General features: G+C 70.7%; 11 protein-coding genes. 7 read left to right on the top strand and 4 right to left on the bottom strand.

Annotated features, from left to right (window positions below; translation table 11 throughout):
* Nucleotides 1–21 precede the first annotated feature (21 nt).
* Nucleotides 22–1,251, bottom strand: a complete 1,230-nt coding sequence (locus ACFUTX_RS09945) for an MFS transporter (RefSeq protein ID WP_378863556.1) — start codon at nucleotides 1,249–1,251, stop codon at nucleotides 22–24.
* Between the two features lie 81 nt (nucleotides 1,252–1,332).
* Here ACFUTX_RS09945 and ACFUTX_RS09940 point away from each other — a divergent pair, with 81 nt between their 5' ends.
* Nucleotides 1,333–2,406 (top strand): LacI family DNA-binding transcriptional regulator, encoded by a 1,074-nt coding sequence (locus ACFUTX_RS09940; RefSeq protein ID WP_378863553.1) that lies wholly within the window; start codon nucleotides 1,333–1,335, stop codon nucleotides 2,404–2,406.
* Here ACFUTX_RS09940 and ACFUTX_RS09935 read toward each other — a convergent pair.
* Complete coding sequence (locus ACFUTX_RS09935) at nucleotides 2,403–3,950, bottom strand: hypothetical protein (RefSeq protein ID WP_378863550.1); 1,548 nt, start codon at nucleotides 3,948–3,950, stop codon at nucleotides 2,403–2,405. The genes ACFUTX_RS09940 and ACFUTX_RS09935 overlap by 4 nt on opposite strands.
* Before the next feature lie 117 nt (nucleotides 3,951–4,067).
* On the opposite strand from ACFUTX_RS09935, the gene ACFUTX_RS09930 reads away from it, so the two are divergent.
* From ACFUTX_RS09930 to mnhG, 6 genes are read left to right on the top strand one after another with little or no spacing between them, the layout of a single operon-like run.
* Nucleotides 4,068–6,989 (top strand): Na+/H+ antiporter subunit A, encoded by a 2,922-nt coding sequence (locus ACFUTX_RS09930; protein WP_378863548.1) that lies wholly within the window; start codon nucleotides 4,068–4,070, stop codon nucleotides 6,987–6,989.
* Nucleotides 6,986–7,531 (top strand): Na(+)/H(+) antiporter subunit C, encoded by a 546-nt coding sequence (locus tag ACFUTX_RS09925; protein ID WP_378863546.1) that lies wholly within the window; start codon nucleotides 6,986–6,988, stop codon nucleotides 7,529–7,531. The genes ACFUTX_RS09930 and ACFUTX_RS09925 overlap by 4 nt, the downstream gene beginning before the upstream one ends.
* Nucleotides 7,528–9,120 (top strand): Na+/H+ antiporter subunit D, encoded by a 1,593-nt coding sequence (locus tag ACFUTX_RS09920; RefSeq protein ID WP_378863544.1) that lies wholly within the window; start codon nucleotides 7,528–7,530, stop codon nucleotides 9,118–9,120. The genes ACFUTX_RS09925 and ACFUTX_RS09920 overlap by 4 nt, the downstream gene beginning before the upstream one ends.
* A gap of 35 nt (nucleotides 9,121–9,155) precedes the next feature.
* The gene (locus ACFUTX_RS09915) at nucleotides 9,156–9,737 is read left to right on the top strand and encodes a Na+/H+ antiporter subunit E (RefSeq protein WP_378864630.1); all 582 of its coding nucleotides are present in this window, start codon (nucleotides 9,156–9,158) and stop codon (nucleotides 9,735–9,737) included.
* Complete coding sequence (locus ACFUTX_RS09910) at nucleotides 9,734–9,997, top strand: monovalent cation/H+ antiporter complex subunit F (protein ID WP_378863542.1); 264 nt, start codon at nucleotides 9,734–9,736, stop codon at nucleotides 9,995–9,997. The genes ACFUTX_RS09915 and ACFUTX_RS09910 overlap by 4 nt, the downstream gene beginning before the upstream one ends.
* On the top strand, nucleotides 9,997–10,359 hold the full coding sequence (gene mnhG, locus ACFUTX_RS09905; protein ID WP_378863539.1) for a monovalent cation/H(+) antiporter subunit G: 363 nt from the start codon (nucleotides 9,997–9,999) through the stop codon (nucleotides 10,357–10,359). Before ACFUTX_RS09910 ends, mnhG begins: the two co-directional genes overlap by 1 nt.
* Before the next feature lie 39 nt (nucleotides 10,360–10,398).
* Here mnhG and ACFUTX_RS09900 read toward each other — a convergent pair whose 3' ends face one another.
* Together ACFUTX_RS09900 and argG are read right to left on the bottom strand one after the other, a co-directional pair.
* Nucleotides 10,399–13,017 (bottom strand): penicillin acylase family protein, encoded by a 2,619-nt coding sequence (locus tag ACFUTX_RS09900; protein WP_378863536.1) that lies wholly within the window; start codon nucleotides 13,015–13,017, stop codon nucleotides 10,399–10,401.
* Between the two features lie 137 nt (nucleotides 13,018–13,154).
* The gene (gene argG, locus ACFUTX_RS09895; protein ID WP_378863533.1) at nucleotides 13,155–14,597 is read right to left on the bottom strand and encodes an argininosuccinate synthase; all 1,443 of its coding nucleotides are present in this window, start codon (nucleotides 14,595–14,597) and stop codon (nucleotides 13,155–13,157) included.
* Between the last annotated feature and the right edge of the window lie 41 nt (nucleotides 14,598–14,638).

The following is a 14,638-nucleotide window of genomic DNA, read 5'->3' as shown; positions in this document are numbered from 1 at the left end:
CGGCGAGGCGGTGCCGCCGGGTCAGCCGTGCGCGTGGCCGGCGCCGACCTTCGAGCCGGCGATCGGCTTCGCGGCGCCCGAGGCCAGCCCCGACAGCGCGATGAGGCCGACGATGATCCACAGCGTCGGCAGGATGCCGATCTGGTGGCTGATCCAGCCCAGCACGGGCGGCCCGCACAGGAACGCGAGGTATCCGATCGTGGCGGCGGCGGAGACGGATGCCGCGGCCTTGGCCGGATCGTCGGCGGCGGCCGACATGCCCAGCGGGAAGCCGAGCGACGCACCGGCGCCCCACAGGGCGATGCCGACGAAGGCGACCGGCAGGTTGGGCGCGACGATGAACAGCACGAGCCCGACGCCGGCCGCGATCGCGAGGATGCGGAGCGTCCACACGCGGCCGATCCGGTCGACGATCGGCCCGCCCAGCACGCGGAAGACCGTCATCGACACCGAGAACACGGTGAGGGCGATCGCGCCGACGGCCTCGGTCTCGCCGTGCCCGTCGACCATGGCGATCGCGAGCCAGTCGTTGGCGCTGCCCTCGGCGAACGCCATGCCGAGCATGATCGCGCCGATCGCGTACGTGCGCGGGTCGCGCCAGACCGCGAGCTGCTCGACCAGCCGATCGCGACGGCTCGTCGTGGTCGCGGGATCGTCGAGCACGACCTCACGCACCGGAACCGCGCGCAGCGCGACGAGACCGGCGAGGAGCACGAGCACACCGACGACCCAGAGATGCCAGGCCACACCGATGTCCCAGGTGGCCATGAGCACGCCCAGTCCCGCGCCGGCGACGGTGCCCAGGCTGAAGAACGCGTGGAAGAGCGGCATCAGCGTGCGCTCGAAGGCCTGCTCCACGGCAGCGGCCTCGACGTTCATCATGACGTCGGTCGCGCTCATCCCGATGCCCATCAGCGCGAGGCCGACCGCGGTGACCGCATAGGACCCGAGGAACTGCACGCCGAGGCCGACCACCACGACGCCGAGCGAGAAGGTGACGATCGTCGCGAGCATGCCGCGCCGGGCCCCCCATCGCACGACGAGGAAGTTGGCGATGGAGAGACCGACGATCGCCGCGGCGCCGGACAGGAAGAGGAGGATGCCGATCTGCTGGTCGTCGATGCCGAGATCCCGCTTCACCGCGGGAAGGCGCGAGGCCCACGACGCGAAGCCGAGGCCGGTGACGAAGAAGATCGTGAAGACCGCGGTGCGCCAATTGACGAGCTGGGAGCGGGTGAGAGGCGTATCCACCCGACAACGGTAGAGCACGGCGCCCGGTCGTGTCGAATCGATTCGACGCCGGCGGCGAAGGTGGGTACGATCGACGCTGGAATGAGCATGCGCCGCGCCACCATCTCGGACGTCGCCCGCGAGGCAGGGGTCTCGCCGTCGACGGCATCCGTCGTGTTCAGCGGCAAGACCCCGGTGTCCGACGCCACGCGCCGTCGCGTGCTCGACGCGGCATCCGCGCTCGGGTACACCGGACCCGATCCGCGGGCCGCCTCGCTCCGCCGGGGCCGGTCGGGCATCGTCGGGGTCGTCTTCGAGGAGCATCTCGGCACGGCGTTCCTCGACCCGGTCAAGACGCTCATGATGGACGGCCTGTCCGACGCCGTCGCGCCGCTCGGCGCCGGCCTGCTGCTGCTGCGCGACCACGACCCCAACGACGACGGCACCGGAGCCTCGCTGATGACGGCACCGCTCGACGCCGCCGTGCTGATCGGCTGCAGCGGCCACCTGCGCGAATCTCTCGACGCGGTCCGGGCCCGCGGCATCCCCGTCGTCGTCATCGAGGGGGACGCCGGTGACGACGTCCCCCGCATCGTGCTCGACAACCGCGAAGCGCAGCGTCAGGCGGCCAGCCACCTGCGAGCCCTCGGGCATCGCCGCGTGGCGATCGTCGCGCTGCCCGCCCGCGCCGGGTGGCAGGCCGGCTGGATCCTCGACGGCACTGCCGTCACCGTCGATGTGACGCGTGAGCGCCTGGCGGGAGCGCTCGAGGTCTACCCCGACGCGCCGGCGTACTCGGCCGCCGGCAGCTTCATCGACGAGGGCCTCGCGGCGGGGCGCGTTCTGTTCGCCGACCCGGCGGATCGCCCGACCGCGGTGATCGCGCAGAGCGATCTGCTGGCGGCCGGCGTCATCCGCGCGGCGGAGGAGGCGGGGCTGCGCGTGCCCGAAGACGTGAGCGTCACGGGGTTCGACGGCATCGTCGTCGACGGCCTCGCGCCCTACGAGCTCACGACCCTGGTGCAGCCCGCGACCGACAAGGGCCGGGCCGCGGGTCAGGCCGTCGCGGCGATGCTCGACGGGGCCGAAGCGGCGTCCATCCGCTTCACCTGCGAATTCCGCGAGGGGAATACGACCGCCGCGCCCCGCGTCGAATCCGGCTCGCACCAGGGCTAAGAGCGCAGCGGGCCGATCGGGAGCGGCCGGTCGCCGAAGTCCACGATGGTGTAACGGCCGCACGGCACGACGGCCGCAGCATCCGTCATCGCCCGACCGTCGGGGAGCGCGAACGCGGCCGTCTGCGCGTCCACCACGAGGAAGCTCACCTCGCCCACCGCGAAGTCCGCTCGGTTGACCAGCCACGCGTAGCCGCGGAGCTCGTGATCCACCTGGACGAGCGAACCGGGATCGGCCACGTGCGCCTTCGGCAGGCGGATCGTCCAGAACTGTCCGGCGCCCGTGCGGGCCGAGGCATCCGTCCACTCCACGACGCAGTCCAGATCGGCGTCGGGCGTGGTCGCCGAAGTCACGAGCCGCGGCCCCGCCAGCACCGCGGCAGCGACGAGGGCGGCCGTCGACGCGACGGCGAGCACCGGCACGGCGATGCGCGACCGGCGCGAGCGCGGCATGAGGTCGGGCACCACGACGAGGCCGAGAACCGGGGCGAACGCGATCGGCTGCAGGTAGCGCGTGGCCTCCGTACCCAGCACGACCGCGCCGATCGCGACGACGAGCGGCGCCAGCCAGCCGAAGGTCGCCACCAGCGCCGGTCCGCGACGCCGACGCCTCCGGAGGCGCACCGCGGCGGTCAGGCACCACACCCACAGACCCACGCCGGCGACGGCGGCGACGGCGCCGGACGGGTGCGACATCCGCTCCGCGGCCAGCGCGGCGTAGTACCCGAGCGACTCGAGCGCGCGCGACGGGTCGGCATAGCCCGCGCCGGAGTTCGCGATGAGCGGGGCGAGCGGGATCCGAACGAGGAAGCCGGCGACCGAGCCGGCGACGAGCGCGACCCCCAGCCGCACCGCGATGCCGCGCACCGGCCCTGCGGTCGCGGCACGCACCGCCACGAGAGCGAGGACCGCGCCCAGCGGGACCGCCGCCCACGCCGCGAACAGGGGGTTGGTGGCGACGGATGCCGCGGCCACCGCCGCGAGCAGCCACACGTGCGATCGACGGCCGGATTCCAGCCCGCGTCGCGCCAGGCCGACCGCGACCACCGCGCCGATCACCGTGGCGCTGTAATAGGTCGTGGTGAGCAGGAGCGACGCCGGCTCGAAGGCGTCGCGGTCTGGGGACGTCTCGGTGGCCGCGAGCGCGGCGAAGGCCGCCAGCCCGAGCAGCGCTCCGGCCACGGGAGCGCCGGCGCGACCGCGGGCGCCGGACGCGACCCGCAGCGCCCCGTACAGCCCGACCATGTTCACGACACCGGCGAGGAGCAACGTGCCGTCGACTCCCAGGCCGAGACTCGTCAGCAGTGCGAGCACCGACGTCTCGGGCACGAACAGCACCGACGACATCGCCCAGTCCTGCGGCTGGCCGGCGGCGATCGACCGGATCACGAGCGTGGTGACGAGCGAGTCGCCGTCGTCGAGGAGGAGCGCCGCTCGCGGGGTGGAGGCGGTGAACGCCACGATGGCCACGGCGATCGCGACCGCCGTCGTGACGCCCAGCAGCTCGCGCGCCCACGCGGGCGTGCGGGGTTGGACGGCGGCCACGGCTCCACTCTGGCACGGCCGTCCGGAGGGACGCCTCCGCCGGTAGACTGCCCATGACACCCTGATCGCCCGTGCCGCGCGCGTGAGCCCCCGGCCGACGACCAAGAGGAGGCCGCCATGCTGGTCCTCCTCGGCGCGTTCGCGGTCGTTCCTCTTCTGCTTCCGTGGCTCGTCGGGCGGATCGGCGCCCGCGCCTTCTACGTCGCCGCACTCCTTCCGCTGGGCGCCTTCGTCCAGGCGGCGGTCCTCACGCCCGCGGTCCTGGCGGGAGACATTCCGTTCGAGTCATACGACTGGATCCCCGCCCTCGGCATCGAGCTCTCGATGCGCATGACCACGCTCTCGTGGCTCATGACCCTGATCGTCACCGGGGTCGGCGCGCTGGTGATGCTGTACTGCCGCTGGTACTTCGGCAACAAGAGCGAGGGACTCGGGCAGTTCTCCGCCGTGCTGCTCGCGTTCGCCGGCGCGATGTACGGGCTCGTGCTGACCGACGACCTCGTCGTGCTCGTGATGTTCTGGGAAGTCACGAGCGTGCTCTCGTACCTGCTCATCGGGTACTACAACCGCCGCGCCGCGAGTCGGCGCGCGGCGCTCCAGGCCCTGCTCGTCACGACCCTGGGCGGGCTCGTGATGCTGATCGGCGTCGTCCTCGTCGTCGTGGATGCCGGCACGTCGAGCATCTCGCAGATCCTGGCCGAGGCCCCGGCGGGACCGGTGATCGACGCCGCGCTCGTGCTTCTGCTCGTCGGCGCGCTGAGCAAGTCGGCCATCTTCCCGTTCCACTTCTGGCTCCCCGGAGCGATGGCCGCCCCGACTCCGGTCAGCGCTTACCTCCACGCCGCGGCGATGGTGAAGGCCGGCATCTACCTCATCGCGCTGCTCGCGCCCGTCTTCGCGGGTGCGCCGACCTGGCGGCCGATCGTGATCTCGCTCGGCGCCTTCACGATGATCCTCGCCGGCTACCAGGCGCTCCGCGAGACCGACCTGAAGCGCATCCTCGCGTTCGGCACCGTCAGCCAGCTGGGGATGCTGACCGTCGTGCTCGGCTACGGGACGCGCAACGCCGCGCTCGCCGGCCTCGCGCTGCTGCTCAGCCACGCGCTCTTCAAGTCCGCTCTGTTCCTCGTGGTCGGCGTCATCGACCGCCAGCTCTCGACCCGCGACATCGCCGAGCTCAGCGGGGTCGGCCGGCAGGCCCCGGTCATGGCGACGTTCTCGTTCATCGCCGTCGCATCGATGGTGGGCGTCATCCCGACCATCGGCTTCGTGGCGAAGGAGGGCGCCCTCGCGGCCCTGCTCGACGAGGCGGCAGCGGGCGAGCCGTGGGGCATCGTCGCCCTCGCGGGAGTCGTCATCGGCTCGGTGCTCACGGCGGCTTACGGCATCCGGTTCCTGTGGGGCGCGTTCTGGACGAAGAAGACCGCCGACGGCGACGTGCTGGAGCCGACGAAGTGGCCCGACCCTCCGATCGGATTCCTCGCCGCACCCGTGCTGCTCGCCGGATTGACCGTGGTCGCCGGCTTCGCCGCGCCCCTCCTCGACGTCGCGTTCGCCGGATACGCCGACGAGGCGCAGGCCGGCGCGGCCGAGTACCCGGCGCACCTGCTGCTGTGGCACGGCTTCGAGCCGGCGCTGTGGATCTCGCTCGGCACCATCGCGCTCGGCGCCGCCGTCTTCTGGTACACCGCCCGCGCGGGCTGGTCGAAGCGGATGCTGCCGTTCACGGCGGCCGAGGTCTACAACGGGGTGCTCCGGGGCATCGCGCGGCTGTCCGTCATCACGACGAGCCTCACCCAGCGAGGCTCCCTTCCGGTGTACGTCGGCACGATCTTCGTGGTGTTCGTCGCCGCGGAGGGGACGGCGCTGTTCGCGAGTCCGGAGTGGCGTGCCCAGCTCGAAGCGTTCCAGACGCCGACGCAGCTCCTCGTCGCGCCGATCATGATCGCGGCCGGCCTCGTCGCCGTGCGCGCCCGCAAGCGGTACACCGGCGTCGTCCTCGTCTCGGTCACCGGGCTGGGAATGGTCCTGCTGTTCGCCACCAGCGGCGCGCCGGATCTCGCGCTGACGCAGATCCTCGTCGAGACCGTGACCCTCGTCGCCTTCGCGCTCGTGCTGCGCCGGATCCCCGCGCGGCTCGGACACCACAACGCCTCGGTGTGGCCGGTCGCGCGCGCCGTCCTCGCCGCGGCGGTCGGAGCCACGATGGCCGGTGTCGCGCTGGTCGCCACCTCTGCGCGCACCGCGGAACCGATCTCCGACCGGTTCCCCGACCTCGCGTACGAGCTCGGCCATGGCAAGAACGTCGTCAACGTGGCGCTGGTCGATCTGCGCGGCTGGGACACGATGGGCGAGCTGTCGGTGCTGATCCTCGCGGCGACGGGCGTGGCATCCCTCGTCTTCGTCACCCACCGTGCCGACACGCTCTCGCGGTTCATCGCGCCGCTGCCCGAGGCCGCCGCGCGCACCGGGCGTCCGCTCGTCGAGACCGCCGACGGCGTGAAGCCCCGTGGCGCAGCCGGCGGACGGATGGCCTGGCTGGTCGGCGGTCAGCGGGTGCGGCCCGAGAACCGCGCGATCATGCTCGAGGTCGTGGTGCGGATCCTCTTCCACTCGATCATCGTGGTCTCGCTGTACCTGTTGTTCGCGGGCCACAACCTCCCCGGCGGGGGTTTCGCCGGAGGCCTCGTCGCCGGGATGGCCCTCGTCATGCGCTACGTCGCGGGAGGGCGGTACGAACTGGGCGCCGCGGCTCCGACCGACGCCGGCCGGCTGCTCGGGGTCGGGATGTCGATCGCCGTCGCCTGCGCGATCGTCCCGCTGTTCTTCGGCGCCGCGCCCCTCACGAGCGCCTGGTTCGAAGCCGAGCTTCCGGTGCTCGGACACGTGGAGTTCGTCACCTCGACCCTGTTCGACGTCGGCGTCTACCTGGTGGTGATCGGCCTCGTCCTCGACGTGCTGCGAAGCCTCGGGGCCGAGGTGGATCGCCAAGCGGTCGAGGCCCGCGAGGGCCAGCGCGAGGGGGTGGATGTCTCGTGACCGTCTCGACCGTCCTCATCGTCGTGATGGCGGTGCTCTTCGCGTGCGGCGTCTATGCCATGCTCGAGCGCAGCCTCACCCGCGTGCTCATCGGCTTCCTGCTCCTCGGCAATGCGGCGAACCTGCTGCTCCTCATCGTGATGGGCGACCCCGGAGTCGCGCCGTTCTTCGGCGCCTCGGACTCCGCCGACGACATGTCCGATCCGCTGCCGCAGGCGCTCACCCTCACCGCCATCGTCATCACCTTCGCCGTCTCGGCGTTCCTCCTCGCCCTCATCTATCGCTCCTGGCAGCTCGGCCAGGCCGACACCGTCGAGGACGACGAGGCCGACCGGGCCGTCCGCGAGGGCAGCGCCGAGGTGGACGACGCGCTCGACGAGGAGACCGGCATCGAAGACGAGGACGACGACGCCACAACCGACTTCGTCGGACTCGACACGTCCCCCATCACCGTGCTGGGCAGCCGCGACTTCGCCCGGCTCCGAGACGACGCGCCGGTCGACTCCCGCGACGACCGCACGCCGAAGGGGAACGACGCATGAACCAGCTCGCCCCCGCGCTCGTCCCGCTGCTCGTGACGCTGCCGCTCCTCGGTGCTGCGATCGCCCTCATCGCGAGCCGGCACCGGCGCGTGCAGATCGTCGTCTCCGTCACGACCCTCACGGTGGTCTCGGTGATCTCGGCCGTCCTGCTGTACGTCGTCGACACCGCCGACGGCGCCATCGCCGTGTCGGTCGGCGGATGGCCGGTCCCGTTCGGCATCGTGCTCTACGTCGACCGCCTCGCGGCCCTGCTCGTCGTGGTGTCGAGCGTGGTCCTGCTCGCCGTCCTCCTGTTCTCGGTGGGACAGGGCGCGGCGGACGGCGACGACGAGACGCCGGTCTCGATCTTCCACCCGTCGTACCTCATCCTGGCGGCCGGCATCTTCAACGCCTTCATCGCGGGCGATCTGTTCAATCTCTACGTCGGGTTCGAGATCCTGCTCGTCGCGTCGTACGTGCTGATCACGCTCGGATCGACCGAGTCCCGCATCCGCACGGGCGTCGTCTACATCGTGGTCTCGCTGGTCTCGTCGATCCTGTTCCTCGCCTCGATCGCGATGATCTACGGCGCGCTCGGCACCGTCAACATGGTGCAGATCGCCGAGCGGATGGGCGAGCTGCCGCAGGAGACGCAGCTCGTGCTCCACCTGATGCTGCTGCTCGCGTTCAGCATCAAGGCGGCCGTCTTCCCGCTCTCGTTCTGGCTGCCCGACTCGTACCCGACCGCCCCGGCGCCGGTGACGGCGGTCTTCGCCGGCCTGCTGACGAAGGTCGGCGTCTACGCGATCATCCGGACCGAGACCGAGCTGTTCCTCGACAACGACGTGAACTTCCTGCTGATGATCGTCGCGTTGGCCACGATGATCGTCGGTGTGCTCGGCGCGGTCGCGCAGGCGGAGCTCAAGCGGATCCTGTCGTTCACGCTGGTCAGCCACATCGGCTACATGATCTTCGGGCTCGCGATCGCGACGCCCGCGGCCATCGGCGCGACGATCTACTACATGGTCCACCACATCGTGGTGCAGACGACCCTCTTCCTCGCGGTGGGGCTCGTCGAGCGGCGCGCCGGGTCGACGTCGATCCTGCGCGTGAAGGGCCTGATGAAGGCCGCTCCGGTGATCGCCGTGCTGTACTTCATCCCGGCGGTGAACCTCGGCGGCCTGCCCCCGTTCTCGGGCTTCATCGGCAAGTTCGCCCTCTTCGACGCGGCCGCCGAGGTGGGAACGCCCATCATGATGGTCCTCATCGTGGGCGGCATCGTCACCAGCCTCCTGACGCTGTACGCCCTGATGCGCGCGTGGAACCTCTCGTTCTGGCGCGAGGAGGACGACTCCGCCGAGACCGAGGCCCGCATCTCGTACCTGGGCGCGTCGCCGGGCGGTGTCGACACCGAGCGTCGCGTCATCCCCAAGATCATGACGGCGTCGACCGCGGGCATGGTGGCGGTCACCGTCGCGCTCACCGTCTTCGCCGGCCCCCTCTATGCGGTGTGCGAGCGGATCGGCGCGGCGCTCCTCGAGCCGGTGACCCTCGTGCAGCTCGAGCAGCAGGTCGGCACCGACCTCAAGGGCGAGGAGGTGTCGCCGTGACCGATGTTCCCGAGCCGCCTCCCCCGGGCACCGCCGTGAAGCGCACCCTGCTCACGCAGCTGTGGCGGCAGCTGCCCTTCTTCCTATGGCTGATCGCCCTGTGGATGCTGCTGTGGGGGCAGCTCACCTGGCTGGCGTTCCTCACCGGGCTCATCGTCGCGGTGTTCGTCACTCGGGTTTTCCGGCTGCCGCCGGTCGAGCTGTCGGGTCGCGTGAACGTCTTCTACGGGGCGCTGTTCGTGCTGGAGTTCGTCATCGCTCTCGTCCGCGGCTCCCTGACCGTCGCGGCGCAGGTGCTCGACCTCCGACGCCAGCCCGGCGCGGCGATCATCGCGGTGCCGCTGATCACCGACGACGACCTGATCATGACGCACACGGCGGTGACGGCATCCCTCATCCCCGGTTCGCTGATCGTCGACGCCGACCGCGACCGGCGCATCCTGTATCTCCACGTCATCGGGGTCCGTACCGAGGCCGGGGTCGAGGCGCAGCGCGCGGCGGTGCTGCACTGGGAGAGGCGGATCGTCATGGCGGTGGGCTCCCGAGCGCAGGTGGAGGCAGTGAAGACGGATGCCGCGACCCGGCGCCCCGCTCCGATCGAAGGCGGTGCCGGATGAACGTCCTGCTTCTCGCGATCTACGTCGTCTTCGCCGTCGCGGCGCTCCTGACCCTGTGGCGGATCGTCATCGGTCCGTCGATCCTCGACCGGGCCGTGGCATCCGATGTCCTCCTCACCGAGGTGATGTGCGTGCTGGGTGCCGAGATGGCGATCAACCACCACACGCGCACACTGCCGGTGCTGCTCATCATCGCGGCGGTCGGCGTCTTCGGATCGATCTCGATCGCCCGCTTCGTCGCACGGAGGGACAACACCTGATGACTCTCGACGACGCCCTCGACCTGGCCGCGCTGATCCTGATCCTCATCGGCGCCGTGCTGTGCCTCACCGCGGCGATCGGCCTGCTGCGCTTCCGCGACGTGCCGACCCGCCTGCACGCGGCGACGAAGCCGCAGGTGCTGGGCCTCATCCTGATCTGCCTCGCCGTGGCACTGTCGCTGCGGTCGTGGCCGGTCGTCGCGTTCCTGGTGCCGATTGTGCTCATCCAGCTCGCGACCGCCCCCCTGTCCGCGCACATGGTCGGCCGCCAGGCCTACCGCAACGGCACGATCGACGAGACCGCGCTCTACGTCGACGAACTCGCCGACTCGCGCCGCACGCCCCCCGCCGCCGGCGGCTGACCCTGCGCCCGTCGCCTGTCCTCGCGGGCGGCGTCGACGCTAGGAGGCGGGGGTGAGAGTCAGGGTGTTGGTGGTCGCCTCGTCGACCGCGGCACGGCTGAATGCCCACGGGGTCAGCTCGGCCTTGCGCCACGTCTCGGTCTGGTCGTAGTAGTTCGGGTGGAACGTGTGGCCGCTCGTGCCGGTGAGGTGGTTCCATCCCGACGCGTCGAAGTCCGCCAGGTCGATCACCATGCGCATCGACGGCACCGTCACCGTCTCGAAGCCCTCGCCCATCGACCAGCCGGTCGCGTTGACCACCGACGATCCCCCGCCGACGGGGACGGCGGCCCGGTTGAACAGCCACTCGATGGGGGCGATCCCCGACGAGCCGAACGTGTCGCTGACCAGCGGCAGCGCGTGCAGCGAGCCCCAGTTCCACCGCGCGGGGTTGTCGCCCTGCAGCTGGACCAGTCGCTCGTAGGCGTCGATCGCGGAGCGCTTCAGCATCTGCTCCTGGCCGTCGACGTCGAGCGCGTCGTTGGTCCACCACTCCGACTCGGGGTCGTCGAGCAGTCCGTCGACGACGAGGAACAGGCGCGCCTGGTCGGTCAGCGGCACCGGATGCTCGCGTCCCTCGACGAAGAGGTTCTGGGCCAGCTCCTCCCACAGCACGTTCGCGTACGCCGCCGCCGGCGAGTCGGCGTCGTTCTGGGCGTCCCACGTGCGCAGCAGGTCGAGCGCGGCATCCGCCCCCTCGTCGCCCGTCTCGAACTCGGCGTACGCGCCCGACAGTCGCAGACCGAGGAAGAACAGATCGTCGGACTGGATGTCCAGCATGTCGGCGGCCGTCAACGGACCGTTCACCGCCTTGCGCTCGAGCAGGTCGGTGATGCGCGCGGCACGCCACCCGTAGTCCCAGTCGCGAGTGAGGAAGTGCGGGTAATCCTTGCCGACGATCGCATTGTTGGCCGTGACGATGTACCCCTCGTCGGGGTTGTAGACCACGGGAAGCTCGTCGAACGGGATGAACCCCTGCCAGTCGTACGCCGAGTCCCAGCCGGGCTGCGGCATCGACCCGTCGCCGTCACCGCGGATCGGGAGCGAGCCCGGGGTCTGGTAGCCGATGTTCCCGTCCACGTCGGCGTAGACGAGGTTCTGGGCGGGCACCGTGAACAGCCGCGCCGCCGCCCGGAAGTCGGCGAAGTTCTGCGCGCGGTTGAGCGTGAAGATCGCCGAAGGGGTGGTCGCAGGGGTGAGCGCGGTCCACCGGAGGCTCACCGCGTATTCACCGTCCGGGGCGCCCTCGGGCTGCGCGACCTCTCGCGTCGACCCCGTCCACGGGTCTTCGGCGATCGCGGTGTAGTCGTCGGTGAGTCCCGAGATGATCGGGCCGTGCACCGTGGATCGGATGACGAGCTCCTCGTCCTCTCCACCGGCGACCTTGAGCGTCTCGGTACGCGTCTCGAGCGGGACGAGTTCGCCGTCGCGCCAGTACTCGTCTCCCTCGATCTTCTCGAGGTAGAGGTCGGTGACATCGGTCGTGAGGTTCGTGAAGCCCCACGCGATGCGGTCGTTGTGGCCGATGATCACGCCCGGAACGCCCGAGAACCCGAAGCCGGCGACATCGAACGGGCACTCGGGGGTTGTCGCCCGGCAGGACAAGCCGATCTGGTGCCAGACGCTGGGCAGCGACGCGCCCAGGTGGGGGTCGTTGGCCAGCAGCGGCCGTCCCGTCTCGGTGAGGTCGCCCGACACCACCCACGAGTTCGAGCCGATGCCCTCGCCGACGCCGCCCACGAGCGCGCTCACGGCGGCGACGACACCGTCCACCTCCGCCCAGTCGACGGATGCCGCCGCCGTCCGCGTCTCGGCGGACTCGGTGCCGCCCGACGAGGCGCCCACCGCGGGCAGTGTCGAGATCGACGGGACGATCACGGGGTTCCGGTCGTACGGGTACGCGGGGTAGAGCTCGCGGATCTGCTCGGGGGAGAAGTCGGACGCGATGACCGCGCGCTCGGTCTCCTCCTCGATGTTCGACCGAAGGTCCCAGGCCATCGCCTTCAGCCACGCCACGGAGTCGGCCGGGGTCCACGGCTCGATCTCGTACTCGCTGTTCTGCAGGCCGAGCACGGCGTACTCGAACGAGGCATCCGCCCCCGTGTTCTCGGCGAGGAACGCGTTCACGCCTGCGGCATACGCCTCGTAGTAGCCGAGGGTGGTCTCGTCGAGGGCCTCGACCTCCTGCTCCGCGACCTCGCGCCAGCCGAGCGTTCGCAGGAATCGGTCGGTCGGCAGCTGGGACTCGCCGAACAGCTCGGCGAGCCGGCCGCTGGTCACGTGCCGGCGGAAGTCCATCTCCCAGAAACGGTCTTGGGCGTGCACGAACCCCTGCGCGAAGAAGAGGTCCTCCGAGGTGTCGGCGGTGATCGTCGGGATGCCGAGCACGTCGCGCTGCACCGTGACCTCGCCGGTCAGCCCGGCGACGGCGATCTCGCCGTCGAGCTGCGGGAACGACCGCTGGATCGTGAACACGACGGTTCCGACCGCGATGAGCGCGATGACGACGAGGCCGGCGATCACGCTGTACACCGTGATGCCGATCGTTCTGCCGAGCGGACGGCGGCGCTGCGATGCCTCGGCGTCGGGTGCGTCAGACGCGGGGGAGGGCTTCAGCATTGAAGGACTTTCGAGATCGATGGAGGGCGGTACGCGGTGTCAACCACCGCGAGCCTCGGTTTCGCGCTTTCGGGTCGCGCGCACCGAGTGGCATCGTATCCCGGGCCCGGTCGCCCGGCGAACCACCCGCTCTCGGGTCAGTCCGTGCCGGAGTCGAACGCGGCGCCTTCGGATGCCTCGTCGAGCGCCTCGGCGAGCTCTTCGCGGGCCGCGTCGTACGCTTCGGCGTGCTCGGTGATGCCTTCGGAATCGCCGGCCTGCAGACGCCCGACCAGTTCGCCCGCGGCGCCGCCGATGATCCCGGCCGACGCGTAGTGCTCGAGTCGCAGGCGGGAGTCGGCGATATCGAGGTTGCGCATGGTGAGCTGGCCGATGCGGTCGGTCGGGCCGAACGCCGCGTCGCCGACGCGCTCCATCGACAGCTTCTCGGGGTGGTACGACAGCCCCGGTCCGGTCGTGTCGAGGATGGTGTAGTCCTCGCCACGGCGCAGCCGCAGCGTCACCGTGCCCGTGATCGTCGAGCCCACCCACTTCTGGATCGACTCGCGCAACATCAGCGACTGCGGCTCGAGCCAGCGGCCCTCGTACATGAGCCGGCCCAGTCGGCGGCCCTGCTCGTGATAGGTCGCGAGGGTGTCTTCGTTCAGGATGCCGTTGACCAGGCGCTCGTACGCCGTGAACAGCAGCGCCATTCCCGGCGCCTCATAGATGCCGCGCGACTTGGCCTCGATGATGCGGTTCTCGATCTGGTCGCTCATGCCGAGCCCGTGACGGCCGCCGATGCGGTTCGCCTCGAACACCAGCGCGACCGGGTCTGCGAACTCGACGCCGTTGAGGGCCACCGGGCGACCGGCGTCGAAGGTGACGCTGACGTCTTCGGCCTCGATCTCGACCGCCGGATCCCAGAACCGCACGCCCATGATCGGCTCGACGGTCTCGAGCGACACGTCGAGGTGCTCGAGCGTCTTGGCCTCGTGGGTCGCGCCCCAGATGTTCGCGTCGGTCGAGTAGGCCTTCTCGGCGGAGTCCCGGTACGGGAAGCCGTGCTCGACGAGCCACTCGCTCATCTCTTTGCGGCCGCCGAGTTCGGTCACGAAATCGGCGTCGAGCCACGGCTTGTAGATGCGGAGGGCGGGGTTGGCGAGCAGGCCGTAGCGGTAGAACCGCTCGATGTCGTTGCCCTTGTAGGTCGAGCCGTCGCCCCAGATGTCGACGCCGTCCTCCTTCATCGCCCGAACGAGCAGCGTCCCGGTGACGGCACGGCCGATCGGGGTGGTGTTGAAGTAGGTGCGGCCGCCGGAGCGGATGTGGAACGCGCCGCAGGCGAGTGCTCCGAACCCCTCTTCGACCAGCGCCGGCTTGCAGTCCACCAGGCGCGACACCTCGGCGCCGTATTGGAGCGCACGGTCGGGGATCGAGGCGATGTCGTCTTCGTCGGGCTGACCGAGGTCGCCGGTGTAGGTGCAGGGGATCGCGCCTTTGTCGCGCATCCATGCGACGGCGACCGAGGTGTCGAGTCCTCCGGAGAAGGCGATGCCGACGCGCTCGCCGACGGGGAGGGACTGGAGGACCTTCGACATGACCCCAGTCTACTGAGCGCCATCCGGCCCCCCGGATCGCA

It is taken from the genome of Microbacterium sp. NPDC057407 (genome assembly GCF_042803895.1).
Lineage (GTDB): Bacteria > Actinomycetota > Actinomycetes > Actinomycetales > Microbacteriaceae > Microbacterium.
Note: the sequence above shows the minus strand (reverse complement) of the source record. Positions and strands in the feature narration are given on the sequence as shown.

Excerpts from the sequence above, each read along its gene's own strand:
- mnhG (WP_378863539.1), top strand. The coding sequence starts at position 9,997 with ATGACTCTCGACGACGCCCTCGACCTGGCCGCGCTGATCCTGATCCTC.
- ACFUTX_RS09920 (WP_378863544.1), top strand. The coding sequence starts at position 7,528 with ATGAACCAGCTCGCCCCCGCGCTCGTCCCGCTGCTCGTGACGCTGCCG.
- ACFUTX_RS09930 (WP_378863548.1), top strand. The coding sequence starts at position 4,068 with ATGCTGGTCCTCCTCGGCGCGTTCGCGGTCGTTCCTCTTCTGCTTCCG.
- ACFUTX_RS09940 (WP_378863553.1), top strand. The coding sequence starts at position 1,333 with ATGAGCATGCGCCGCGCCACCATCTCGGACGTCGCCCGCGAGGCAGGG.
- argG (WP_378863533.1), bottom strand. The coding sequence starts at position 14,597 with ATGTCGAAGGTCCTCCAGTCCCTCCCCGTCGGCGAGCGCGTCGGCATC.
- ACFUTX_RS09900 (WP_378863536.1), bottom strand. The coding sequence starts at position 13,017 with ATGCTGAAGCCCTCCCCCGCGTCTGACGCACCCGACGCCGAGGCATCG.
- ACFUTX_RS09910 (WP_378863542.1), top strand. The coding sequence starts at position 9,734 with ATGAACGTCCTGCTTCTCGCGATCTACGTCGTCTTCGCCGTCGCGGCG.